The organism is Exiguobacterium sp. SH1S21, assembly GCF_004337175.1.
In the GTDB taxonomy this organism is placed as follows: Bacteria; Bacillota; Bacilli; order Exiguobacteriales; family Exiguobacteriaceae; genus Exiguobacterium; species Exiguobacterium aurantiacum_A.
Genome location: NZ_SJUY01000015.1, coordinates 1 through 24,012, shown reverse-complemented (window position 1 = coordinate 24,012; position 24,012 = coordinate 1). Strand labels below are relative to the sequence as shown.

Genomic DNA, 24,012 nt, shown 5'->3' with positions numbered 1-24,012 from the left:
TAAGCGGTTAGGTAGAAAATAATGGAACTGAAAGGAGGGGACGTCGATGCAGATGAAAGGAAAAGAGGCTGTATTCGTCGTGCTGATGAGCGGGATTTCCTTGCTCGCACTGATGTTTTTGGCCAAAGCGACGCCACATATGGCGATCTTTGGCACAATGGTATTAATAGGGGGTTACGCGTATTATCGCACGCGTGACTTTAAACGAATTGAAGCCGCGATGATCAACGGGATTCGTGAAGCGATTATGCCAGTCTTGATTTTGCTGTTGATTGGGATGTTGATTGGAGTATGGCAAATGTCTGGCACGGTGGCGACGATCCTCTCCATCGGTTTAAATACAATCTCGGCCCAGTGGTTCTTACCGAGCGTGCTTCTCATCACGATGATCGTGTCATCGTTCACGGGCAGTGCCTTCACGACGGTCGGTACCGTCGGGGTCGCCTTGTTCGGGATCGGGATGGCACTCGGGATTTCCCCGGCGCTCGCCGCCGGAGCCATCGTGTCAGGTGCGCTCTTCGGTGACAAGATGAGTCCGCTATCGGATACGACGAACTTCGCACCGGCTGTGGCTGGTGTCAAACTGTTCGACCATATCCGCTTTATGATGGGGACGACCGTTCCCGCGATTGTAATCACACTCATCTTATTCACAGTTCTCGGACGCGGCGGTCAAGCAGCCGACACGACGCAAATCGCGGAAGCACAGACGGCACTCGCCGGACGGTTCAACTTGTCATGGTTGACACTGCTCGCCCCGGTCCTCGTCGCCGTTCTCGCCTTCCGTCGTATGCCGGTATTGCCGACGATGCTCGTCGGGATGTTCGCCGGTGTGTTGACGGCCGGATTCGTCCAAGGTAACTGGAACGTCTCTAACTGGTTCGGTGTCATGCAGGCCGGATTCAAGTCGGGCGTCGAGAACGAGACTATCGCGGCTGTGCTCGATCGCGGTGGCCTCGAATCGATGCTTTGGTCGGTCAGCCTCGTGTTGATTGCCCTCGCTTTCGGCGGACTGCTCCGTGAGCTGGGCGTGTTCCAAGCAATCGTCGATGCGTTACTAGAGCGTCTGAAGTCGCCAGGCAGCTCGGTGCTGTCGGTCGTGCTCAGCTCGATTGGCGTCAACTTGCTCGCCGGCGAGCAGTACTTGTCGATCTTGCTCCCGGGACAAGCGTTCAAACAAGGATTTATCGACCGTGGCATCGACCCGCGCTACTTGTCGCGTGCGCTTGAAGACGGCGGGACGGTCATCAACCCGCTCATTCCTTGGGGTGTGTCCGGTGCCTTCTTCGCCGCGACACTAGGCGTGCCGGTGCTCGAGTACGCACCGTTCGCGTTCTTCCTTTGGCTCAGCCCGATCTTCTCAATCGTGCTCGGTTACGTGAAGTTGGGGAAGCAGCGTGATGCGATCAAGCTCGCATCTTAATCGAATACAGGACAAATAAATCCAGAACCGCAATTGCGGTCCTGGATTTATTTTTTTGAACGAAACATGTTCTCCGGACTATTCGTTACGAATGAACTATCTAACTCCCACAACGAAGCGCCAAACTGCTCCATGAGCGCGCCTGCTCTTTTTTCAATGTGATCCGGAAGAGCGTCTTTTGAAAAATACTGAAGATTTAGACTCTCCCCGTCATTCATTTCCAGTGTTCCGCTTACTCGTTTCGCATGGAACAGGTGGATGACGCCATATGTTTCATCTCCGTTTGGATACTTGAAATAGTAACGTGGACCCGAACAAACACCGATAAGTTCAAATTGGTTTGTAATCAGTCCCGTCTCTTCTTTTAGTTCACGAGTAGCGACGTCTTCTAACGTTTCATTCAATTCCATTGAACCACCTGGAAAGCCCCAATCTAACGTATCGGAACGATGTTGAAACAAAAGTTCTCGCTTCTCATTCATGACCAGGATGGTTGCCCCGACACTAATCAATGGTCTACTACCGACCGTCTTTCGTAATTCCAACAGATACCCCATCTTTACTCGCCTCGCTTTCTAGATACTACAGTTCTACTTCAAGCATAAAAATCCTTCTAGACGGAAGTTTCTTGTCATGGGGGCATCTTTTTTGTGTCGCCAAGCCTCGTTTGAGAAAATAAGGACGAGGAGGGATGACGATGAAACGGCTCGACCCATCATTTTATGAACAACCGACGCTCGAACTGGCCCGGTCGTTGCTCGGGCACTATCTCGTCCATGATCATCTCGACGGACAGATCATTGGCAAGATTGTCGAGACGGAGGCGTATCTCGGAGCGGTCGATCAGGCAGCCCACAGTTTTGGCGGCAGACGGACGAATCGGACCGAGATCATGTTCGGGCAGTCTGGACATGTGTACACGTATCAAATGCACACGCATACGCTCTTGAACGTCGTCAGCGGTCCGATCGGATCACCGGAAGCCGTGTTGATCCGGGCGGTCGAACCCGTCGCCGGGCAGGAGTTGATTGAAATCAATCGTCCTGGCATCAAACGGTTCGACCGGACGAACGGACCCGGTAAACTGACGAAGGCGCTCGGGATCACGATGGACTTATACGGACACTCGCTCCAACATGAACCGCTCTATATTGTCGAAGGGGAGGGTGTGAACGAGATTGAGGCCGGCCCGCGAATCGGTATCCCGAACAGTGGTGAGGCGCGTGACTATGCGTACCGCTTCTTTGAGCGGGACAATCCGTACGTCTCGAAATTCCGCTGAATGTTTAACGGTCCGTGACGGGTGGAACAGTTCCTATGTGCGTAAAACAAAAATTAGGGAGTGTTTCAGATATGGCAAAAGTAGCAACGCTAATCACGGATATGTTTGAAGACGTAGAGTTTACAGGTCCACGCGACGCATTGGTGGAAGCGGGGCACAAAGTTGTCACGATCGAAAAGGCAGCCGGTAACACCGTCGAAGGCAAACAAGGCGAGGCAAAAGTCACAATCGACAAAAGTGTCGACGACGTGTCTCCAGAAGACTTTGACGCTCTGCTCTTACCAGGCGGATTCTCACCTGACTTGTTGCGCGAAGACGAACGTTTCGTCCAGTTCGCGAAAGCGTTCATGGATGCGAAGAAGCCGGTATTCGCCATCTGTCACGGGCCGCAACTGTTGATCACGGCGAAGACGCTCGAAGGCCGCGACGCGACCGGCTACAAGTCGATCAAAGTCGACATGGAGTATGCCGGTGCGAAGTATGCCGACAAAGAAGTCGTCGTCTGCCAAAATCAGCTCGTCACGAGCCGTCAACCGGACGACATCCCGGCGTTCAACCGTGAGATGCTTAACCTACTAAAATAATTTATCAGCTATGGACATGTTCCGTGGCTTTTTTTGTGGAATCGGGAATAGGTAAACAAGGAGGAGATCATCATGAGACGAAGAGCACGGTCCCCGAGCTAAGTCCGTCGAAACGTAGGGTTGCTCGGTGCGATGCGTTGGTTTGAGGCGTTAATTCCAGCCTATACGATTGAACGTCTGTTCTGGGAGTCGCGCGGCATCACGATTCAAGAAGTGGTTTACATGGAAATCGTCTATGCCGTCATCGTCGTGTTCTTTGAAGTGCCGACCGGTGTCTTAGCCGATCGCTGGGAACGGCGACGTCTGCTGCAAATCGGCATCGCGCTCGAATGGCTATCGTTTATTGTGTTGTTGCTGTCGTTTTCGTTGATCGGTTTTGCCACGGCGATTAGTTTGTCCGCTCTCGGCGCGGTGCTACGAAGCGGGTCTGAGAACTCCTTGTTGTATGAAACGCTCGATCAAGACGGTGATACAGATGCGTTTGAGCGATTGCTAGGTCGCCTGAATGCCATCGGGCTCGCCGCGGCCGTCGTCGCCGCCTTTAGTGGAAGTGTGCTCGCGACCCAGTTTCCGTTTGAGTTCAACTATATGCTATCGATTGTGAGCCTATTCATCGCGACGATGTGCAGTCTATTGCTCGTCGAACCGAGACGGGTGGTCAACGACGAAACGATGACGTGGCGGCAGTTAAAGACTGGTTTTCGTTTCATTTGGAACGACAAGTCACTGCTCATACTGACTGGTTCGTTCGTGTTGGTCGCCGCTGCGTTCAATTTCGTGGACGAGTTTTGGCAGCTGTATGCGCGTGACGTCAGTGTCCCGATCTACTGGTTCGGGGCGGTCTCGACCATACTGTTGCTCATTCAAATTCCCGGTCAACTGCTCGCCCCGATATTATTGCGAGTTGCCCCGGTCGCTCGCTGGCAACAAATCATCGCTTGGGGTATCGGAATCGGGTTTATACTGCTCGGAACGTTCCCAAATCAGCTCGGACTGCTGTGGATGGCACTGATGGCGCTACTCGTCGGGGCAGTCGAACCACTCTATTTCGGGGTGCTCCATCGCTCGGTCCCGTCCATGATTCGAGCCACGACCGAGTCAACGTTATCGATGCTTTTGCATGCCGGGATTGTCGGACTCGGCATATTGTTCATCGGTGGTGCTGGGATGTCGTTATTTACTGCTTTCTTTGTCATCGGTTTGTTCGTGTGCGCGTGCCAAGCTGCCCTGAGTTCGGGGTGGATCTCAAGAAGCGGTTAGGATTGCACATTAGCCAGCTTCTTTTTTAGACGTGAGGGGAAAGGGGGGCATGACGCCCTCTTTTTTTTACGTCTCAAGACCGAGAGAGAACGTCGTCCCGTCCGTGTATGATAAAAAGCAATACTGGAGTAGGGGACGATGCAATGGAATGGTATGAATTATTCATCGGTTTTTTATTAGGCGTCGTCGAAGGATTGACGGAGTTCGCACCTGTCTCTTCGACCGGACACATGATCTTGGTCGATGATATTTGGCTCAACTCAAGTCGTTTTCTAGGCCAAGAAGTAGCTAACACGTTCAAGATCGTGATTCAGCTCGGTTCGATCTTAGCGGTCATCGTCGTTTTCAGGAGTCGGTTCAAAGAGTTATTGAATCCGAAGGAGTTGCTCGCGATTCGACACGAAGGGCCGACGAAAAAGTTGAACCTGCTACATATCTTTATCGGTCTGCTCCCGGCGGCCGTGCTCGGACTCATGTTTGAGGACTACATTGACACGCATCTGTTTTCGATTAAGACGGTATTGATCGGACTCGTCATCGGTGCGTTCTTTATGATTGCCGCCGACTCGTCCGGCGTGAAACGACAGACGACCGCGACACTTGACGACATCACATACAAACAAGCGCTTGGAGTCGGCTTGATTCAATGTTTCTCGCTTTGGCCAGGCTTTTCACGTTCGGGCTCGACCATTTCGGGCGGAGTGTTGCTCGGGATGAGTCACCGGTCTGCGGCCGACTTCACATTCATCATGGCCGTCCCGATCATGTTCGGGGCGAGCGCGCTCTCGCTTTACAGCAAGTGGAGCTATTTCACGGTCGACACGCTCCCAGTTTTCCTAATCGGTTTCGTCAGTGCGTTCTTGTTCGCGTTACTGTCCATCAAATTCTTTTTGAAGTTGATCAACAAAGTGAAACTGACGCCGTTCGCGATTTACCGGCTCGTCTTGGCGGCAGTCATTTACGTCTTATACTTTTAACGAAAAAAACGCGTGTTCGCACACGCGTTATTGAAACTTATTACTCATTCAGTTCGTAAAACCAAGTAGAGGTGAGAACATGGGACATATCGTCGTCGTGCTAGGAACGTTGATCGGGTTAGGGACTATAGGTTTGTTGCTGTATATGACGCGTTACGCGTTTGAATCATGAGAACGGATAATGATAGAAGCGCTCACGTTGGAGTAACTCCATGACGTGGGCGTTTTCTGCGTTGTCGATTGCACGGAGCAACCCTTCCGTCTGTGAACGGTGGGCGAGTAACGCTTCACGTTTGACAGCACTCTCCTGACCGACTTCGATGAGGACGTGAGGTTTGCCGAGCTCATCTTCCGTCCGGTGATCAAAAGCGACACCTAAAAATTCGGGACGCTTCGCTTCGTCCATCTCTTGGAGCGCCCGGACGACCGCTCGTGCCGTCGCCTCATGATCGGGATGGACGGCATAGCCTGGATAAAATGAGATGACGCGGGTCGGTTTCACTTCGGCGATCAACTTGCTGAAGCGATTCGTCAGTTCGGTCTCGTCTTCGAATTCGACGGTCTTGTCGCGCAGTCCCCACATCCGGAGGTCGTCGATGCCCATGACGGCACAGGCGTCCTCGAGCTCGCGTTTACGGATTCTTGGCAGTTCTTCACGCGTCGTGAAGATTGGCGAGCCCATATTACGGCCCATCTCACCGAGTGTCAGACAGACGTATGTGACGGGGAAGCCGTTCTTCTGATGTTGAATGATCGTTCCGGCCGAGCTGAACGCCTCATCGTCCGGGTGTGGGAAAATAACAAGTAACGGTCCGTTCATTGGCTGTCCACCTCCGATGCTCCTTGCGGGAGCGGTTTGACGTCTAGATGCAGCGCGCAGGCGAGGCGTCCGAGACGGTCGTGCCCGGCGAGCAGCAACTGTTCACCGTGTTGTTCAAAGTCGGTCAATCCTTCGACGTAGAGCCAGCCGTGATCGAGCTTTAGTCCGACTCGATACGGTCCGTCTCCTTTGATTTGACCGATACTGTACTCGATCACGACGTTACGGATAAACATCCCGGCGTTATGGAAATCCGGGTCGTTATGTGTGGCGTAAGCGCCGTTTGTCGTCTCGACGTGCGCGTATAACGGCGTCGACACGTGTGCGTTTAAATACGTTTGAATCGTTTCAGGTTGAATCGGTTTCACGCTAGTCTCCTCCAATGGCAATAATGACCCAGGACGTTCGCCCCGGGCCACCTTATTTATGATTGTGTTGCTAGTTTTTGACGATAACCGGTATGGTTCGTCGGCCCAACGTATTGGTTGAGGCGGAACGAGTGACGGACCGCTTCTGTAATGAACTCTTTCCCGATGCGAATCGACTCGTCGACGGAATGTCCGTTCGCGAGTGATGCGGCGATGGCTGAAGAGAATGTGCAACCGCCACCGTGCGTGAAAGCAGGTTCGATCTTTTCACTTTCGAGCAGACGGTACTCGTTACCGTCATAGAGGACGTCGAACGCCGTGTCGAACCCAAGTTTTCCACCGACTTTAACGATGACGATTTCAGCACCGAGCTCATGGATCAAGCGTGCGGCTTCTTTGATTTCTTCCATCGTTGACGGTGTCTTATCGAGGCCAGCGAGCATACGCGCTTCGAATAAGTTCGGCGTGATGATTTTGGCGACAGGGACGAGGTGCTTACGCATCGCGACGGCGACGTCCGGGTTGAGGATCTCGTCGGCTCCCTTACAAGCCATGACCGGGTCGACGACTGCGTTTTGAATGCCGTACTCTTTAATTTTACGAGCCGCGAGCTCGATGATTTCTGGCGTCGGGAGCATCCCTGTCTTGACGGCATCGACGCCGATTCCGGCGAGGACGGTGTCAATCTGCTTCTCGATCAACGTCGTGTCGATCGGGAAGACTTCATGGTGCCAAGCGTTATGTGGGTTTTGGGCCACGATGACCGTGAGTGCGGTCATGCCATACACACCGAGTTCTTCCATCGTCTTCAAGTCGGCTTGAATACCTGCACCGCCACTCGTGTCTGAACCGGCGATCGTTAATGCTTTTTTCATCGTCATAGTCGTTCAATCCCCTTTGTCTGTTTGGATAGTTTCACTATAACGACTTTTATGCGTTACGACAAATCCCATGACCGTGGAAAGGTAGGATTGAAGTTTTGAAAAAAGGTGGCAGGATTTCAATCATATTTGGGGAATAGTAATGAATAGGGTGTAGACCACTTTTAATTTGCTAGGAGGAAAACCGCATGTTAGTGCATAGCTTATGCATTCCAAAAAAAGACGTCGTCACAATCAGTGAAAAGGCGACGTTACGTGAAGCGCTCGATACGCTTGAAAAGACAGGATACCGCTGTGTCCCTGTCCTCGATGAGACGGGAATATTTTTCCGCGGTAACATTTATAAGATGCATATTTACCGTCACGGAATGAGTGGCGCGAGCCTTGACGACAACGTCATGGAATTGATTAAAAATACGCAGAAATACGTCCACGAGTCGGACGGATTCTTCAAAGTCTTCTTCTCGATCAAAGAGTTACCGTATATCGCGGTCCTAAAAGACGAGAGCAATGAATTTTACGGCATTTTGCCACACGGGAAGATGCTCGGCATGCTCGAAGAGGCGTGGAGCCGTGACACAGGCAGCTACGTCGTCACGATCGCACTTAGCGAGCAGGTAGGTGCGCTCGAGAAAATCACGAAAGTCGTCAGCAAATACTCGTCTATCGCGAGTTTGATGACGCTCGACGCGAAGAGTAAAGTCCTTCGCCGTGTTTTGATCACGTTGCCGCCTGACTGTGATGAGCCGAAGAAAGACAAGATCGTCGCCAAACTCGAACAAAAAGGGTTCCGCGTCGTCGAAGTCGAAAACTTGAACAACTGACGAAAGACCTTCCTCGCTTGAGGAAGGTCTTTGTCATGTCAGTCGCTTTTCCATGCGGATATCAGGCCAAAATTGTTCGTTCCAGTACGTGAACGCATCGATGCGCGCAATTTCTTCATAACCGAGCTTCTTATAGAGATGGTGTGCCGCCTCGTTGAACCCGAACACGCCGAGCTCGATGCGCGGCGTGCCTTGGTGACGAAGCCGTTCCTCCAAAAGTCGGAGTGCCTCGCTGCCCGCACCCTTGCCGCGACCCGCCGCTTCCCCGATGACGAGTCCGAGCCAGGCACTCCCTGGTTCTTGAACGTATAGATGGTTTGCGTCATACATCACGTTCACCTCGCCGACGAGCCTGTCGTCAGCGTAAATGAGAAAGATATCGTGTGTCTGAAGTCGATCCGTCAAGTCGGCGACGGTCATCCGTTGCTCGGCCGCGAGTTCTTCTTCCGAGCGAGCAGGGCGGATCAAATGAACGATTTCGGGATCGTTGTTCCACCGGTTGAACGTCTTTACGATGTCGTCTGACGCTTCGAGCAGCGGAACGAGTGTGATGTTCATCGAACGATCTCTCCTTTCTCGAACGAGCCTTCTGTCCCGAGGCGAGAAATTAGACTGGTTTCAGCACTTGGAGATGGCTTGGGAGCACTTCAAACGTGAGCGGGAGTTTCCCGCCCGTGTCCCCGTCGGCGTTGACCGGAAGCGAATCAGGCGAATCGATATACACCCGCTTCGTCTGGAACGCGGTCACACTGTCTGTTTCTTTAAGCTTGCCGGTAAATAAGGCCGGAGCGAGCTGGAAGGCGTCTGTAAAACCGAGATTCTCAAACAAGTAGACGTGAAGCAGGCCATCGTTCAACTTCGCATCAGGTTCGAAGTTTTCAAAGCCGCCGACCGAGTTCGTCAGCGCGATGACGGCGAGAAAAGCGTCCCCGTCGAACGTGTGCTCTTCGGCCTGAACTGATAACGAGTAAGGACTGTGTTCCCGGAACGCTTTGATGCCTTCGATCAAGTAGGCGAACGGGCCCCATTTCGTCTTCTCTTCGACGCTGACTTCATCGACCGCCTCAGCGATGAGGCCGATGGCGATGACGTTCATGAAGTAGCCGTGTTCATACTTCCCAATGTCCATCGGTGACGGTTTGGCCGTTCGCAGCGCTTCAATCGCTTCTTTCGGGTCACTCGGTACGCCGAGAGCCCGTGCCAAATCGTTCACCGTTCCGAGCGGGATGATTCCGAAGTCGGGACGATGATCGGCTTCGGCGAGACCGGCTACCGTCTCGTTTAACGTGCCATCGCCGCCCATGGCGACGACGGCTTTATATTGTTTCGACGCCGCTTCTCGTGCGAAGTGTGTGGCGTCGTCGGCTTTTTCAGTAAAACGGACGTCGACGTTTCCGTAACGTTCGCGTAGCACTTCTTCAGCGAACGGCGCATGCTCTTTCCCTAATTCTTTCCCAGACGATGGGTTGACGATCAACATAACTGTATCCATTCAAGACATTCCCCTTTATCAGTCAGATATTGTCCTATATTCCCGTCCACGCTCAAACCTAGTCATCAAAAAAAACAACGCGCGTGCGTTGTTTAGTAATGGCGGAACGCCGACATATCGAGATGGCTCGCATCGGATTCGTCGACGGCGAGCTCGATTTTCAAATATTCGTGGAAAGGCGAATCGTACGCTCCCATGCAGGCGACCGGTTCATGGCCGGGTACGGGCGATTTTCGTTTCGTCTTGACGAACAGGTAGTCTTCGCGCGACAACGTCAACAAGAAACGCTCGACTGCGTGCGGTTCGCGCGTGACGTTCGGCCATGGCAAGTGGTTGAACAGTAAAAAGACCGCGCCTTCTTTTTCAAGAGCATAGTCAGGGGCGATGCCTTCCCGGTTCAACAACTCGATGACCGAACTCAAATAGCCTGCTTTAATCGTCAATGAAATCTCATAATACTCACGCATACCGTCCACCCTTTCTAAAAATCACAATAGTTCTATTCTAAACGTTTCAAGGAGACGCGACAACGGAGAAGTTTCTTGACGAAGTGTTTTTAGCGACGTATACTGCTCATGTCCTGCTATACTAAAGGTAAATGATGAACGAATTGAGGTGAAACCGACATGATTGAATCACTCGAATTGAAGGCATGGGTCGTCTTAGCAAGAGCGATGGACGCAATCAGTGATCGTGTCAAAGACGATCTTAGACGCCACCAATTGAATTCAACAGAGTTCGGTGTTCTATCCGTATTGTATAAACGAGGAGATACGCCGCTGCAACAAATCGGCGATCAAATTTTGATCACAAGTGGCAGCGTCACGTATGTGATTGACAAGCTTGAGAAGCGAGGGCTCATCGAGCGCGTCGCCTGCCCGTCAGACCGTCGTGTCACGTATGCATCGTTGACAGGCGAAGGCAAGCAATTGATGGACGTCGTCTATCCTGAGCATATTGAAATCTTCAAAGATATTTATGGACCGCTCAGCGAACAAGAGACCGAGACATTGATCGATTTATTGAAACGCGTCGGCTACAACGCGGCAGGCAAATAACGCCTGCCTGTTTTTTTTTTGTCAATTATCTTGAAGTTGAAATAATTGACGGTGAGATATACAGATGATATAGTTCTAACTGTTGTTATCAAAATAGAGATTACCAGTGGAGGAACCCATTATGAAAAAAGTATTATACGTATCAGCTAACCCAAAACCGACAGAGTTGTCATACAGCAAACAAGTCGCAGAAGCGTTCATGACGAAGCTTCAAAAAGAAAACGCATCGCTTGAAGTCGAAGCAATCGAGCTTTACGATGTCGACGTCCAAGAAATCGATGGCGACGTGTTAAGCGCTTGGGGAAAATTCGCGTCTGGTGAAGCACTCACAGACGTCGAAGCTTCAAAAGTCGCGACGATGAACGGTATGCTTGAGAAGTTCATGGAAGCAGACCTTTACGTGTTCGCGACGCCGATGTGGAACTTCTTCTTCCCAGCACGCATGAAGATGTTCCTCGACAGCGTCCTCTCAGCTGGCAAGACGTTCCGTTACACAGAGCAAGGGCCAGTCGGTCTCCTTGAGAACAAACAAGCGATTCACATTCAAGGGACAGGCGGCATCTACACAGGCACAGACCTCAACTTTGCAGACGCGTACCTCCGTCAAGCGCTTGCGTTCGTCGGCGTGAACGAAGTAACGACACTTGCGGTTGAAGGAATGAACCAGTTCCCAGACAAGATCGAAGACATCGTTGCTGACGCTACAGCGAAAGCAGAAGCACTTGCGAAAGAAGTAGCAGGCACAGTCACAGTATAATCATCGGACGAGTCCACTGGGCTCGTCTTTTTGTGTGCCGTCGATTCGGGTATGATAAGACGGAAAGGGGCGAATCAAATGGGAGAACAGTTATCAGACCGCTTGCTCGGCGATTGGAGCGATATCATTGCCGACGAGATGGAGCAGTCGTACTTCGTTGACTTGAAAGCGTTCGTCGATGAGGCGTATGCGACGACGACCGTCTATCCGCAGCGGGAAGACATTTGGAACGCGTTCGTCTACACGAAGTTTAAAGACGTCAAATGCGTCATCCTCGGCCAAGACCCGTATCACGGTCCGAATCAGGCGCACGGACTAAGCTTCTCGGTCCAAGACGGTGTCCGTTTTCCGCCATCGCTGCGCAACATCTTTCAAGAGTTGCATGAAGACTTGGGTTGTAGCGTGCCGAAGAGCGGGAATTTAGAGAACTGGGCCCGCCAAGGCGTATTGTTGCTCAACACGGCGCTCACGGTCGAAGCGAGTAAAGCTGGCTCTCACCGGGGTAAAGGCTGGGAGCAGTTCACGGACTCGATCATCGAGCAACTCGGGAAGCGCGAACAACCGATCGTGTTTATTCTTTGGGGAAACGATGCCAAAAAGAAACAAAAGCTGATCGGGCCGCAGCACGCGATCTTGACATCGGTCCACCCGAGTCCGCTGTCGGCACACCGCGGCTTCTTCGGATCCCGTCCGTTCTCGCAAGTGAACCATTTGCTGAAACAGTGGGGACAACCTGAAATTGATTGGTGTTTGTGACAGTTCGCAGTTGCGGACTGTTTTTTGTTGACGTCGACAAAACGATTTGGTAAAGTTACAACCAACAAGATACTTTAACGCTTAAAAGCAAGTTCGCGTAGAAGCATAACTGCATAACAGTAACAAAAGCGATGATCAAACCGAAGTAGAGACATCTTCCCTGGCCCAGAGAGCGTGTGGTGCTGCGAACACGCCCAAAAGATGAATCGAATTACAGTTTGTGAGCTCTCGCATGTGAGCGGTCCCCCGTTATCGGATTAGAGTGACTAGACAACGTCTAGTAATCAGGGTGGTACCGCGGCTAAGTCGTCCCTATCGAGTGAATCGATAGGGACTTTTTGACGTCCAGTAGACAAAAGGAGGAAATATCATGCTCACACAATCAATCCCACGCCACTTGGCGCCTCATATCTCGCCCCAGTTTTACAACGAGTACACACCGACCGATCACGCGGTCTGGCGCTTCGTATTACGGCTCAATTTGCATACGCTCGAAGGCAAGGCCCATCCGTTCTACATCGAAGGGTTGAAAAAGACAGGCATGGGACCGGAACGTTTGCCGGACGTCGAAAAAATGACCGCCGAGATGCGAGCGGCCGGTTGGTCGACGGTCGCGGTCGACGGATTGATTCCTGGCGTCGCGTTCTTTGACTTCCAAGGGAACGGGATGTTACCGGTCGCGACCGACATCCGGAAAGTCGAGAACATCTTGTACAGCCCGGCACCTGACATTATCCATGAGGCGGCCGGTCACGCGCCGATGCTGATGGACCCTGAGTTTTCTAAAATCGTGAAACGGTTCGGTCAACTTGGTGCGAAAGCGTTCATGAACCGTGAGGAACACGCCTCGTTCGCGGCACTCAAACGACTGACAATCGTGAAAGAGAATGCCAACTCGACGGAAGCGGATGTCAAAGCCGCCTTAGAAGCGCTGCATGAAGCGAAAGCGCAAGTGACGGGCTTCTCCGAAGCGCAACAAGTGGCGCGTATCTTTTGGTGGACGGTCGAGTTCGGACTGATCGGCGACATCGAACGCCCGCTCATTTACGGGGCCGGACTGTTGTCTTCGGTCGGCGAGAGCCGTCACTGCCTGACCGACGCCGTCACGAAACATCCGTTCAATCTCGAGCATGCGCTAGAGACGAAACAGGACGTGACGAATATGCAAAGTGAACTGTTCGTCATCCCTGACTTCGAGGCGTTGACGGATGCGCTCGATGAACTCGAATCACGGATGGCCGTCCACAAGGGCGGGATCGCATCGCTTGAGAAGGCGCTCGCTTCAGGAAGTCAATCGACGATCCGGCTCGAAGATGGGACCGACCGTGTCGGAACGGTTCGACACGTGACGAACACAGGCGGAGTTGCTCTCGTTCAATGGGGAGACTGCGTGAAAGTTGACCCCGGCCAGCTTCGTAATTTGAACAATCACGGACTACTCGTTTTAGATGGACCCATCCAAGAAGCGCTCGCGGAAGCGAACGTTCGCCTCGATGGCCGCATCGTTAGCGAGACGGCAGACGAGATCACGCTAGAAGACGTGAGCGTGCACATCGACGGCAAACAAATCGAGCTCGCGACGCTTGAAGTGAGACACGATTCGCTACCGTCGATCTTCCCGGGCACGGACGTCGAAGAGCTCGTCGTCCTAGAGAAACCGGTTCAAATCGAACGGGACGCCCGGACGTGGACGGAAGACGACCCGCTCTTCAATCGCATCCGGCTCATGCGTGAACAAGGGGAGTCGATCGACGCTCTCGTCCCGATGGTCCTCTCTAAGCATGCAGACGCCTGGTTGGCTCAGATTGAATGTTTGGAACTCGTTCAGTCAGACGAGCTTCGTCAAGCACTCATCGACCGGCTACAAGCGTTACGGAAAACTTCAGACTCTCGCAACGAGCTGATTGGCCGCGCAATGGATTTGCTCAAATGACGCAAACAACCCCGACTTTGAAAAAAGTCGGGGTTGTTTTTATTTGGTCGTTTCGCGCAAGAACGTGATCAAGCGACGATACGTTGAACTGGCTGCTGGTTGATTCATCTCGAAGTGATAGCTGTTTCCGAGTTCGTATTCATCTCGATTATAGAAGACGCTCGTCACGTCAGTCCGTCCGGAGAGAATCGTCGCGAACTCTTTCGCTTGTGTCTCGAACGACCCCGTGTTCCCGTCGGTGATGAACGTCGGGACGAACGTGGCCGGGATGTTGACGAGAGGAGACGCTTCGTTGACGATGGGGAGGTTCTCCCAATTGTACGTCCCGAAGTAGGCCCAACCGATCCGCTTGAACAAGAAACGGTTGACGGCTTTCGAAGACTCGAGAATCGTCCGTTTCAAATCGTACGGGCCAGACAAGAGGACGGCGCCGAGGATCGAGTCTTGCGGGACGACTTGATTCACTTCGGCTGACGGTGCATAGCCATCGTTCAGTTGAATCCCGATGAATTGGGCGACGAGCTGCGCTCCGTTCGAGTCTCCGGCGAAGAAGACGCGGTCGAGATCGAGTCGGAAGCGATCGTTGTTGTCGGTGATATACGTGTACGCCTCTTCGATTTGCTGGAGCGGCACCGGATACGTGACGTCCGGGGCGAGGGCGTAGTTGATGCTGACGACGTTGTAGCCGTTGCTTGCGATCGACGTCGCATACTTGAACACATCGGCCTTATCACCGCCAACGAACGAGCCACCGTGCACCCAAAAGATCGTCGGGACGACATGCTTATCACCTTCATAGCGAATCAAATCGAACGTTCCGTTCTCGTAGGCAGAATAGTAATCGATATCTTTACGGACCGACGTCTTTTGAACGACTTCGTCGAATCCTTTGATCGCGACTTCCTTGCCTCCAGTAAATGAAGTTTTGACGAGACGGGACGCAGGCTTCGGTGACAAGAAGACGTAGGCGGCACTGGCGACGGCAGTTCCGACTAGTCCGAGTCCAGCTCGTTTCAATCCTTTATTCATCGTGATTCCTCCTTGGTTCAAACGGTTATTGCTTAACGATTCGTAACGACACTGCTCATGTACGTCTCGATGACGTGGGCGATCCCATCTTCATTGTTTGACTTCGTGATGAAGTCGGCTTTCCCTTTGACCGTGGCGTTGGCGTTACCCATGGCAACACCGAGTCCAGCCCATTCGATCATCGTCAAGTCGTTGTTGCCGTCTCCGCAAGCGATGACGTGTGCTTGGTCGATTCCGACGTGGTCAGCCAAAAAGGCGAGGCTCGTCCCTTTCGTCACACCGGCTTCCGTGAACTCGAGGAAAAACGGTTTCGAACGAGCGACGGCGAGCTTGCCTTCGAGCTCGAGTTGCAGCTTCGTCTCGATTGGAGCGAGCGTATCGCCGTCGCCGAGCATAAGGCATTTGACGACAGGGGTCGTGACGGTTTCTTTGAAATCGTTGACGTGGATGACCGGCATGCCCGTCAATTCGCCTTCGAGATCGGTATACGGGTTCGGCTGATCGGTTACGATTTCGTTACCGATGTACGTATGAATCGCGATTTCCTCCCGGACACTGATATCATGGAGGTGGGCGACTGTGTCTGGCATTAACGTGCTTGAGAAGATTTCTTCATTTGTTTCACAATTGATGATTGAAGCACCGTTGAATGACAAGATGTAACTACCATATTTGGCGAGCTCGAGTTCACGAGCTGCTTCCCACATGGCGTATGTCGGACGTCCGCTTGCTAAAACGACTTTGTGGCCGCGTTCTTGGACGTCAAGCAACGCCGCTTTCGTGACAGGGGAAATCGTGTGGTCGCTCGTGAGGAGCGTATCGTCCATATCTAAAACAATCATGTTATAACTCATAGTGGTAAGGAGTCCTCCTTCAGAATCTAATGACTCCATCCTAATACGATTTGAGGTCAATTGACAACCTTGTCGCAAAAACGTAACTATAATGTAGAGTAGTGAACTCCAGAAGAGGTGGAAATATGAATCGGATATTAGTAGCCGAAGATGAGCATGCGATTCGCAGCTTTATCATCGTAAATTTAAAACGAGCCGGATTTGATGTCTTTGAAGCGACGAACGGCCGTGAAGCGGTCACCGCGTTCGATCGTGAACCGTTTGATATCGTCTTGCTAGACGTCATGATGCCTGAGATGGACGGTTTTGAAGCGTGCGCCGCGATTCGTGACTTAGACGAGAACGTCGGGATCATCATGTTGACGGCACGCACGCTTGAAGAAGATAAAATCGAAGGTCTCGGAAAAGGGGCGGACGACTATATCGCCAAGCCGTTCAGCCCGGGCGAGCTCGTCGCGCGCATTCATGCGCTCCTGCGACGCGTCGAAAAAGTGAAGCGCAAAGAGAAGAAACGTCTCAAGTCAGGACCGTTCGCCATCGACTTGGCGGCGAAACAAGTGACGAAATACGGACAATCGATCGATTTGACGCCGACCGAATACGACTTAATCTGTCATCTCGTCCAAAACGAAGAAGTCGTCTTATCCCGCGACGCACTTCTTGACGCGGTTTGGGGCATCAACTACTTCGGGGATCGGAAGACGGTGGACGTCAACATTCGCCGCTTACGGCAAAAGATTGAAGACGACCCGAGCCATCCGGCCTATATCGAGACGCTATGGGGGCATGGCTATAAGTGGCGGAGACATGACGGATGAGACAACAGCTCGTCATCCGCATGATGATTGTCGTGACACTCGTGCTCTTACTGCTCGTAAGCGTCCTGTCATACGGTACGTACCGTTATTACTACGAGTATGAGTCCGATGCGTTGGTCAGCCATGCGACAACAAGCGCTTATTTGTATCCACAGGCGCAAGTCGGATTTGAGACACCGAGCGCGTTCTCGGTCCTCGTCCGGACGTTCGGGTATCCGGGTACCGATTTGACGATGGTCGACCGCTCTGGCGCGATTATAAAAACGACCGGGCAGCGAGCACAACAAGCGTCGTATACACCTGAGCAGCTTGATCGTCTCGCTAGAGGAGAGTCGGTCGTCCAAGACTATGACGTGAACGAAGAACACTTTCTGTCGGTGACGAGCCCAATCATGACCGAGGGAACGGGTGAGTTCGCCATCAGTTTCACGCGTCCGCTCGCAGACTTAGACGCACTCATCCGCGAGATTTGGATGGCGATCCTCATAATCGGTGTGTTAATTTGGCTCGTGGCGCTATACGCGGTCATCCGAATCGCGGACCGCTTCGTCCGTCCGATCCGCGAGATTATTGAGACGGCTGACGAGATGGCGCAAGGTGATTTCGACGTCGAGGTATATTCGAACGAGAAGCACGAGCTCGGCGCGCTTGCCCGGACGCTGACTTACTTAGGCGCTAAAGTGCAACAGCACCAATCGACGCGCAACGAATTCTTGTCGAACGTCTCCCATGAGCTCAGGACGCCGCTCACTTCAATCAAAGGCTGGACTGAGACGATCCGAGGCGGGGACGAGCAACTGTCAGACGAGACAGAGCTCGGTCTGAGTATCATTCATTCGGAGACCGAGCGAATGATCGGTCTCGTCGAGCAATTGCTCGACTACACGAAAATCGAGGAGAGTCGTCTCGTGCTCTATCGTCAAGAGCTCGATCTCGTCTCCCTGTTACGCAAAGTAACGATTCAACTGAAACAATCGCTTGAAGATAAGCAGATTACGTTGATCGAGCGCTACCCGGCCAAGTCGGTCGGTCTATTCGATGAGAACCGGCTCAAGCAAGTATTCTTAAACTTACTTGAAAACGCGATCCGGTTCTCACCAGTTGGCGGGACGCTCACGGTTCGCTTCGTTCAGTCGGAGCGGGTCGCCTTCATCTCGATTATCGATCAAGGGCCTGGCATTTCGAAAGAACACTTGCAGCGCATCACGGAAATGTTCTATCAAGCGCAAGTGACGAAAGGCAGCAGCGGTCTCGGCCTTGCGATCGCTAAGGAGTTGATCGAGGCGCATGAAGGGAAACTTGTCATTGAAAGTGAAGTCAGAAAAGGGACGACTGTGACAGTTTTGTTACCGCTCGATCCGAGCGAACTGCAATAAAAGGGTTAAACCTTCCGAATTCAGGATACATACAATTGTATGTAGAATGAGGGAGGTTTTTTGTCGTGGCCGAAAAAACATTGAAACCGTTGAAAGGAAGTCCGAATGCAGTATCGACACAAACGTCGATCAAAGCGCTGCACATGGATCCGCTTCCGTATGGAAAAGACCGCAATCAAACGGTCGAAACCATCAAAATGGTGATGGGGCAGCTACCTCGGACGGAGCTTGCCGAGGAGACGACGGACACGCTCCATTACGTCGTCACTTCGAAACTGATGCGTTTTAAAGATGATGTGGAATTTTTATTTGACGATGAAGCGAGACAAGTAGAATTTCGTTCTGCTTCACGACTCGGTCATTCCGACTTCGGTGTGAACCGGAAACGGATGGACGACGTAAGCAAACGATATCGGAGGTTGATGGGATGAAGGATTATCAGTTGATTGTAATCGGGGGAGGCGCGGCCGGGATGACGGTCGCAGCCGGTGCCGCAAATTTAGGTGCGAAAGTCGCACTAATTGAGAAGAAAAAACATCTAGGCGGCGATTGTCTCCACGTCGGCTGTATCCCGTCGAAGGCGCTCATCGCAGCCTCGAAAGATGCGAGTTCGATGATGCAGGCCGCACGTGTGCTCGGAGCCGAGTTTGACGGGCGCGATCATTATAAGACGACGAAAGCACGAGTCGACAAAGCGCGGGCGATCATTCAAGAACACGATGGGACGGAGCGGTTCGAAAAGATCGGGGTCGATGTGTACATCGGGGAAGCGTCGTTCCAAAGCCCGTACGAACTGAAAGTCGGTGACGATTTACTAATCGGTAAAAAGTTCGTCATCGCGACCGGGTCGAAACCGACCGTCCCACCAATCGATGGATTGGACAACGTTTCCTACTTAACGAATGAGAACGTGTTTGAAGAAGAGACGCTCCCAGAGAGCATCATCGTCATCGGGGCCGGCACGGTCGGGCTTGAGCTGGCACAGTCGTTCGCAAGGCTCGGCAGCCAAGTGACCGTGCTCGAGGCGCAAGACGCGTTCTTGCCGAAAGAAGACGAGTCTGTCAGTGCGTTGCTTCGCTCACAGCTTGAGATGGCGCTGCATCTAGAAATCGGTATCAAGGTCAAACGGATTGCTGAAGTGGCAGGACGCATCAAAGTCACAGCCGAAGTTGATGGGGAAACTGTCGAGTATGAGGCAGAAAAACTGCTCATGGCGACAGGACGTGCTCCACGCATCGAAGAACTTCGCCTTGATCGGGCGAAAGTCGACGTGAAAGATGGCTATGTCGATGTGACGTCGACGTATCGGACGTCACAGTCCCACATCTTCGCCATCGGAGATACGATCAAGACGTTACCGTTCACACATGCGGCCGGCGAAGAAGGCAAGGCGGTCGTCGCCAACGCCTTGTTCGGGCTATGGAACAAGGTCGATTACAGCAAGATGCCTTGGATCACGTTTACCGACCCGGAAGTGTTCCATGTCGGATTGACCGAGGCCGAGGCGCGTGAGCGTCACGGGGATGACATCGAAATCTTTGAGGCGAAGCTGTCTGAAGTCGATCGGTTCGTCGCCGATCGCCAAGAGACAGGCTTCGTCAAAATCATCACCCGGAAGAACGGCAAGATTCTCGGAGGACACGCGGTCGGGATGACGGCTGGCGATTGGATGCAGATTGTCGTCTATGCGATGCAACGTGGCGATAAGATCGGCAAGTTGTCACGTATGATCTATCCGTATCCTTCGCGGAGCGAGGCCGTCAAGAAAGCGGCCGATCTATACTGGCGGAAGCGGCTCTTCGAGAGCCCGCTCACCGAGCTCGCCCGAAAATATTTTGAATGGACACGTTAACAAAAAGCCCACTCTGCGACAGAGTGGGCTTTTCGTCATGGTAAGACGAGCGTTTCGATCATTTTTGGTGAACCTTCTGATAAGTCGACGAGCGGCTTGATCAATACTTCGACACGGCGATTTTTAGAACGGCCAGCGTCCGTTTCGTTCGTCGCAATCGGCTTATATTCCCCGTAGCTTGCGAGCGTGAACTGATTCGGATTGAGCGACTCATTCGTCAACAGACCTCGCATGAACGCAGTCGCTCGGGCTGAACTGAGTTCCCAGTTCGACGGGAAACGAGCCGTATTGATCGGCACGTTATCGGTATGACCGGACACAACGATTTCTCGATTCCCGGCTTGTTCGAGAATGCCACTGATCGACTGAGCGACCGTGCGGGCGTCAGCGTCGAGTGTCGCTTCTCCCATGCTGAACAAAGCCCGGTCTTGGATCGTCAGGACGAGCCCACTTGAGTTGATGGTCGCCTCGATTTCATCTTCTAAACCGTTTTTCTTAATGTACTGATTGACTTCTTCTTTCAATTCGTCGAGTTTGGCCAGTTCATACGTCCGCGGATTGGCGGTCGTATCCGTTTTGTCCGTTCGACTAATGTCACTGTTTGACGCCGTTGAGGCTTGGAAAACACTCGTGCCGCCTGAGAACACCTGGTTGAACGATTGAGACATCTTCTGGAGCTTCGTCTGGTCGACGTTACTTGAGGCGAACAGCACGATAAACAAAGCGAGAAGTAACGTCAGCAGGTCGGCGTAAGGGATGAGCCAGCCTTCCGGGATGTGTTCTTCATGGTCATGCTTCTTTTTGCGCTTCATAGTTCGCTCGCTCCTTTGGAGACAAATACACGGCCAACTTATCTTCTAACGTCTTTGGTGACTCTCCGCCTTGAATCGACAAAATTCCTTCAATCATCATTTCTTTGACGACGACCTCACTTTTCGAATATTGCTTCAACTTGTTGGCAAACGGGAACCAAAGAACATATCCACTGAAAATCCCGAACAGCGTTGCGACAAAGGCGGCGGAGATGGCGTAGCCGAGTTTATCGATATCGGATAAGTCTTTTAGTGCGGCGACGAGCCCGATAACGGCTCCAAGTACACCGAGCGTCGGAGCGTACGTGCCTGCTTGCGTGAACACATCAGCGTTCGCTTTGTGTCGTATTTCCATATTCTCGATATCACGCGACATCACTTCGGCGATATATTCAGACGGTTGACCGTCGATGACCATCATCATGCCTTGTTTCAAAAACGGTTCTTCGACTTGCTCGAGTGCCGTTTCGAGTGACAGTAGGCCTTCTTTACGTGCTTGTGTCGACAGGTCGACGAATTGCGTCAATAATCCAGATTTACTTGGCAGTTCTTGCTTTTTGAATAAGATCTTAAATAGTTGGGGTACCGTCTGTAGCTGTTCTTTCGAAACGGCAATACTGACCGCGGCCGCCGTCCCGACAAAAATAATGACGAGCGCCGCAGGGTTGATCAGCGGAGCGACCCCCGCTCCTTTCAAAATCATCCCTCCGATTAACGTAAAGAAACCGAGTAAAAGTCCGACTAAAGTGACGACATCCATGTCTATGTTTTCCACCTTTCTAAAAAAATCAAGATATAAAAAAAGCGAGAGACTTAACTCGTCTCCCGCAAATGCGTTCCGATGGTTAAGCGCCGTTTTCGTCAATCAGCAATTGGATGCTGATATTTCGTTCTTCACGCTCTATATCGGTTAGCACATCGTATTTTTTTAATAATGCGTACAATTGATTCATAACTTCTTGATCAAGTGACCAATTCAACAGTTCTTCGAGCTGGAAATAGAGATGGGCGGGCATACATTGTGATTGACGCTCCAACCTTCGCGAGACATCCTTTAGCGAATGATCTACCGTACTAGGGTCCACGGTTTCATTCAACCTCCTCAATATTCATAAAGTCTATCTCTCATATTACCAAAAAAATATAGGAAGGGTTAGCGATACATTTTTCTAGTTGGCAATTTACACGTCGAGGAGTAAGATGATGCTTAGAAAACTCGATTTAAAGGAGATAGCGAGATGCGACATCGATTGACCGTACGGGAATTGCGCTTAAAACGAATTGAGGCGCTATACCGGCTCATCTTTGAGAAGCCGGCCCGATTTATCGCGACTGGATTTTTACTCGCCATCTTGACCGGAGCCACGTTACTGTACATGCCGTTCGCCCAAACCGAGCCGGTCTCTTGGATCGATTGTCTCTTCATCGCGACGTCAGCAGGCACGGTGACCGGCCTGTCGACGATCGACATCGGCTCATCGTTCAATACGTTCGGCGAGCTCGTCATCGTCGCCTTGATTCAAATCGGCGGACTCGGATTCATGACGGTCGCGCTCATGCTGCTCAGTGTGCTCGGTAAGAAGATTGGTTTAAAACAGCGCATCTTACTCCAAGAATCGCTCAACTTGTCAGGTCCGGGCGGAACGGTCCGCCTCGTCCGCAACATCGTCTTCACGACGATCATCGTCCAGTTCATCGGAATGTTATTTTTGACGGTCGAACTTTACAGCACGAGCGATTATCGGTTCGGCGAAGCACTGTATTATGGCTTTTTCCATGCCGTCTCGGCGTTCAATAACGCAGGTTTTGCATTATGGCCCGACAGCTTGATGCAGTTCGAGCAGAATACGGCCATCGTCGTCACGATTTCGATGCTCTTGATGATCGGGGGTCTCGGCTTCACGACGATTGCCGACGCGACCGAAGTGAAGCGATGGAAGCGACTCGCTCTGCATTCGAAAATCATGATTGCTTCGCTTGGCGTCATCAACGGGATTGCCTGGTTCGGACTTATGCTATTCGAGTGGGTATCAGTGGAAGGTGCACTTTACGGCCGTCCGATTGGCGAGGCGTTAAACGTCACGTTCTTTCAAGCGGTGACGACACGGACGGCTGGATTCAATACGGTGGACATCTCGATGATGGCGCCGGTGTCGATCGGTTTAATCCTCATCTTGATGTATATCGGGGCCGGAGCGGCATCAACGGGATCTGGTATTAAAGTGACGACCGTCGCTGTCATTTTAGCGGACATGTGGGCGTTCATCGTCGGTAAAAAAGAGACGGTCATTCTCGAGCGGACGGTCGACGCGTTCCAAATCAAGAAAGCCTACGTCGTCGCCATCTCAAGTTTCTTCTTTATCTTGCTGATCACGGCACTCACGATTTTGACGAATGATCACATTCCAGCGACCGCCCTATTGTTCGAGACCGTGTCTGCCTTCGGGACGGTCGGGCTCTCGCTCGGTATCACTGCTGAACTGAATGACGCCGGTAAAGGGCTCATCATGTTCATGATGCTTCTCGGTCGCGTCGGCTCGCTGACCATTCTGTTCACGGTCGCACGACAGATGGACCGGAAAATCCGTTATCCGAAAGAGAAGTTGTTAATTGGATGAGGACACACAAAAAGCCCTGGTTGAACTGCCCCATAAAAGTTGGACATAAAAATCCAACTTTTATGGGGTGTTTTTATGGTCAAATTTACGAAGGCTTTCAAAATTCATGTGGCCGAACGCTACTTGACGGGCAAAGACGGATGCACAACGTTAGGAAAAGAGTTCGGGGTGGACCGTAAGAAAGTCAGTCAATGGGCACTCCTCTATGAGCGCTGGGGCGAGACGATCTTCAATCCGT

The 24,012-nt window shown here is 52.0% G+C and carries 27 protein-coding genes and 1 other annotated feature; of the genes, 15 read left to right on the top strand and 12 right to left on the bottom strand.

What is annotated here, in order from left to right:
- Positions 1-46: 46 nt before the first annotated feature.
- Positions 47-1,423, top strand: coding sequence for a Na+/H+ antiporter NhaC (gene nhaC / locus EVJ24_RS14595; protein WP_131441733.1), 1,377 nt, complete (start codon positions 47-49; stop codon positions 1,421-1,423).
- 47 nt (positions 1,424-1,470) lie between these two features.
- On the opposite strand, the gene EVJ24_RS14590 is transcribed toward nhaC, so the two are convergent.
- On the bottom strand, positions 1,471-1,980 hold the full coding sequence (locus tag EVJ24_RS14590) for an NUDIX hydrolase (protein ID WP_131441732.1): 510 nt from the start codon (positions 1,978-1,980) through the stop codon (positions 1,471-1,473).
- Between the two features lie 134 nt (positions 1,981-2,114).
- Between EVJ24_RS14590 and EVJ24_RS14585 the strand changes: the two genes are divergently transcribed.
- The 4 genes from EVJ24_RS14585 to EVJ24_RS14570 all read left to right on the top strand — a co-directional run bounded on the left by EVJ24_RS14585 (position 2,115) and on the right by EVJ24_RS14570 (position 5,526).
- Positions 2,115-2,705 (top strand): DNA-3-methyladenine glycosylase, encoded by a 591-nt coding sequence (locus EVJ24_RS14585; RefSeq protein WP_131441731.1) that lies wholly within the window; start codon positions 2,115-2,117, stop codon positions 2,703-2,705.
- Positions 2,706-2,776: 71 nt separating this feature from the next.
- Positions 2,777-3,289: a type 1 glutamine amidotransferase domain-containing protein gene (locus EVJ24_RS14580; RefSeq protein ID WP_071398861.1), complete on the top strand. Its 513-nt coding sequence runs from the start codon at positions 2,777-2,779 to the stop codon at positions 3,287-3,289.
- A 132-nt stretch (positions 3,290-3,421) separates the two neighbouring features.
- The gene (locus tag EVJ24_RS14575) at positions 3,422-4,549 is read left to right on the top strand and encodes an MFS transporter (protein WP_131441730.1); all 1,128 of its coding nucleotides are present in this window, start codon (positions 3,422-3,424) and stop codon (positions 4,547-4,549) included.
- A 143-nt stretch (positions 4,550-4,692) separates the two neighbouring features.
- Complete coding sequence (locus EVJ24_RS14570; RefSeq protein ID WP_131441729.1) at positions 4,693-5,526, top strand: undecaprenyl-diphosphate phosphatase; 834 nt, start codon at positions 4,693-4,695, stop codon at positions 5,524-5,526.
- Between the two features lie 166 nt (positions 5,527-5,692).
- Here EVJ24_RS14570 and bshB2 read toward each other — a convergent pair whose 3' ends face one another.
- Genes bshB2 through pdxK form a run of 3 tightly spaced genes read right to left on the bottom strand, consistent with a single transcriptional unit; the run spans position 5,693 to position 7,595 of the window.
- On the bottom strand, positions 5,693-6,346 hold the full coding sequence (bshB2, locus tag EVJ24_RS14565; protein ID WP_131441728.1) for a bacillithiol biosynthesis deacetylase BshB2: 654 nt from the start codon (positions 6,344-6,346) through the stop codon (positions 5,693-5,695).
- On the bottom strand, positions 6,343-6,714 hold the full coding sequence (locus EVJ24_RS14560; RefSeq protein ID WP_016509734.1) for a YojF family protein: 372 nt from the start codon (positions 6,712-6,714) through the stop codon (positions 6,343-6,345). Before EVJ24_RS14560 ends, bshB2 begins: the two co-directional genes overlap by 4 nt.
- A gap of 56 nt (positions 6,715-6,770) precedes the next feature.
- Complete coding sequence (gene pdxK, locus EVJ24_RS14555) at positions 6,771-7,595, bottom strand: pyridoxine/pyridoxal/pyridoxamine kinase (protein ID WP_070328319.1); 825 nt, start codon at positions 7,593-7,595, stop codon at positions 6,771-6,773.
- 188 nt (positions 7,596-7,783) lie between these two features.
- Here pdxK and cbpA point away from each other — a divergent pair, with 188 nt between their 5' ends.
- Complete coding sequence (gene cbpA / locus EVJ24_RS14550) at positions 7,784-8,419, top strand: cyclic di-AMP binding protein CbpA (RefSeq protein WP_070328318.1); 636 nt, start codon at positions 7,784-7,786, stop codon at positions 8,417-8,419.
- Positions 8,420-8,452: 33 nt separating this feature from the next.
- Here the strand turns inward: cbpA and EVJ24_RS14545 are convergent, their stop codons facing one another.
- The 3 genes from EVJ24_RS14545 to EVJ24_RS14535 form a co-directional block, all read right to left on the bottom strand.
- Complete coding sequence (locus tag EVJ24_RS14545; protein ID WP_131441727.1) at positions 8,453-8,977, bottom strand: GNAT family N-acetyltransferase; 525 nt, start codon at positions 8,975-8,977, stop codon at positions 8,453-8,455.
- Between the two features lie 49 nt (positions 8,978-9,026).
- Positions 9,027-9,911, bottom strand: a complete 885-nt coding sequence (locus tag EVJ24_RS14540) for a diacylglycerol/lipid kinase family protein (protein WP_201740381.1) — start codon at positions 9,909-9,911, stop codon at positions 9,027-9,029.
- Positions 9,912-10,003: 92 nt separating this feature from the next.
- On the bottom strand, positions 10,004-10,378 hold the full coding sequence (locus EVJ24_RS14535) for a hypothetical protein (RefSeq protein ID WP_070328315.1): 375 nt from the start codon (positions 10,376-10,378) through the stop codon (positions 10,004-10,006).
- A gap of 159 nt (positions 10,379-10,537) precedes the next feature.
- Between EVJ24_RS14535 and EVJ24_RS14530 the strand changes: the two genes are divergently transcribed.
- The 4 genes from EVJ24_RS14530 (at position 10,538) to EVJ24_RS14515 (ending at position 14,415) form a co-directional block, all read left to right on the top strand.
- A complete protein-coding gene (locus tag EVJ24_RS14530) occupies positions 10,538-10,969 on the top strand; it encodes a MarR family winged helix-turn-helix transcriptional regulator (protein ID WP_016509745.1) in 432 nt (143 codons plus the stop codon).
- Positions 10,970-11,090: 121 nt separating this feature from the next.
- The gene (locus tag EVJ24_RS14525) at positions 11,091-11,726 is read left to right on the top strand and encodes an FMN-dependent NADH-azoreductase (protein ID WP_071398871.1); all 636 of its coding nucleotides are present in this window, start codon (positions 11,091-11,093) and stop codon (positions 11,724-11,726) included.
- A 78-nt stretch (positions 11,727-11,804) separates the two neighbouring features.
- Positions 11,805-12,482, top strand: a complete 678-nt coding sequence (locus tag EVJ24_RS14520; RefSeq protein ID WP_201740380.1) for a uracil-DNA glycosylase — start codon at positions 11,805-11,807, stop codon at positions 12,480-12,482.
- Positions 12,483-12,604: 122 nt separating this feature from the next.
- Positions 12,605-12,799 (top strand) — a binding site (T-box leader).
- A 53-nt stretch (positions 12,800-12,852) separates the two neighbouring features.
- Positions 12,853-14,415 carry an aromatic amino acid hydroxylase gene (locus EVJ24_RS14515; RefSeq protein WP_131441725.1) on the top strand — a complete coding sequence of 521 codons (1,563 nt, stop codon included), beginning with the start codon at positions 12,853-12,855 and terminating at the stop codon, positions 14,413-14,415.
- A gap of 39 nt (positions 14,416-14,454) precedes the next feature.
- On the opposite strand, the gene EVJ24_RS14510 is transcribed toward EVJ24_RS14515, so the two are convergent.
- Positions 14,455-15,444: an alpha/beta hydrolase gene (locus tag EVJ24_RS14510; RefSeq protein WP_071398874.1), complete on the bottom strand. Its 990-nt coding sequence runs from the start codon at positions 15,442-15,444 to the stop codon at positions 14,455-14,457.
- Between the two features lie 32 nt (positions 15,445-15,476).
- The gene (locus EVJ24_RS14505) at positions 15,477-16,298 is read right to left on the bottom strand and encodes a Cof-type HAD-IIB family hydrolase (protein WP_070328310.1); all 822 of its coding nucleotides are present in this window, start codon (positions 16,296-16,298) and stop codon (positions 15,477-15,479) included.
- A gap of 125 nt (positions 16,299-16,423) precedes the next feature.
- Here EVJ24_RS14505 and EVJ24_RS14500 point away from each other — a divergent pair, with 125 nt between their 5' ends.
- From EVJ24_RS14500 to EVJ24_RS14485, 4 genes are all read left to right on the top strand, one after another.
- A complete protein-coding gene (locus tag EVJ24_RS14500; protein ID WP_016509883.1) occupies positions 16,424-17,116 on the top strand; it encodes a response regulator transcription factor in 693 nt (230 codons plus the stop codon).
- Positions 17,113-18,492, top strand: coding sequence for a sensor histidine kinase (locus tag EVJ24_RS14495; RefSeq protein ID WP_071398875.1), 1,380 nt, complete (start codon positions 17,113-17,115; stop codon positions 18,490-18,492). The genes EVJ24_RS14500 and EVJ24_RS14495 overlap by 4 nt, the downstream gene beginning before the upstream one ends.
- A gap of 65 nt (positions 18,493-18,557) precedes the next feature.
- Positions 18,558-18,923 (top strand): DUF1499 domain-containing protein, encoded by a 366-nt coding sequence (locus EVJ24_RS14490; protein ID WP_071398876.1) that lies wholly within the window; start codon positions 18,558-18,560, stop codon positions 18,921-18,923.
- On the top strand, positions 18,920-20,344 hold the full coding sequence (locus EVJ24_RS14485; RefSeq protein WP_131441724.1) for a dihydrolipoyl dehydrogenase family protein: 1,425 nt from the start codon (positions 18,920-18,922) through the stop codon (positions 20,342-20,344). Before EVJ24_RS14490 ends, EVJ24_RS14485 begins: the two co-directional genes overlap by 4 nt.
- Positions 20,345-20,379: 35 nt before the next feature.
- Here the strand turns inward: EVJ24_RS14485 and EVJ24_RS14480 are convergent, their stop codons facing one another.
- The 3 genes from EVJ24_RS14480 to EVJ24_RS14470 all read right to left on the bottom strand — a co-directional run bounded on the left by EVJ24_RS14480 (position 20,380) and on the right by EVJ24_RS14470 (position 22,193).
- Positions 20,380-21,156, bottom strand: coding sequence for a flagellar motor protein MotB (locus EVJ24_RS14480; protein WP_131441723.1), 777 nt, complete (start codon positions 21,154-21,156; stop codon positions 20,380-20,382).
- Complete coding sequence (gene motA / locus EVJ24_RS14475; RefSeq protein ID WP_070329182.1) at positions 21,134-21,916, bottom strand: flagellar motor stator protein MotA; 783 nt, start codon at positions 21,914-21,916, stop codon at positions 21,134-21,136. The genes EVJ24_RS14480 and motA overlap by 23 nt, the downstream gene beginning before the upstream one ends.
- Before the next feature lie 85 nt (positions 21,917-22,001).
- Positions 22,002-22,193 (bottom strand): hypothetical protein, encoded by a 192-nt coding sequence (locus tag EVJ24_RS14470; RefSeq protein ID WP_233589722.1) that lies wholly within the window; start codon positions 22,191-22,193, stop codon positions 22,002-22,004.
- A 201-nt stretch (positions 22,194-22,394) separates the two neighbouring features.
- On the opposite strand from EVJ24_RS14470, the gene EVJ24_RS14465 reads away from it, so the two are divergent.
- A complete protein-coding gene (locus EVJ24_RS14465) occupies positions 22,395-23,774 on the top strand; it encodes a TrkH family potassium uptake protein (protein WP_131441722.1) in 1,380 nt (459 codons plus the stop codon).
- Positions 23,775-24,012 lie beyond the last annotated feature (238 nt).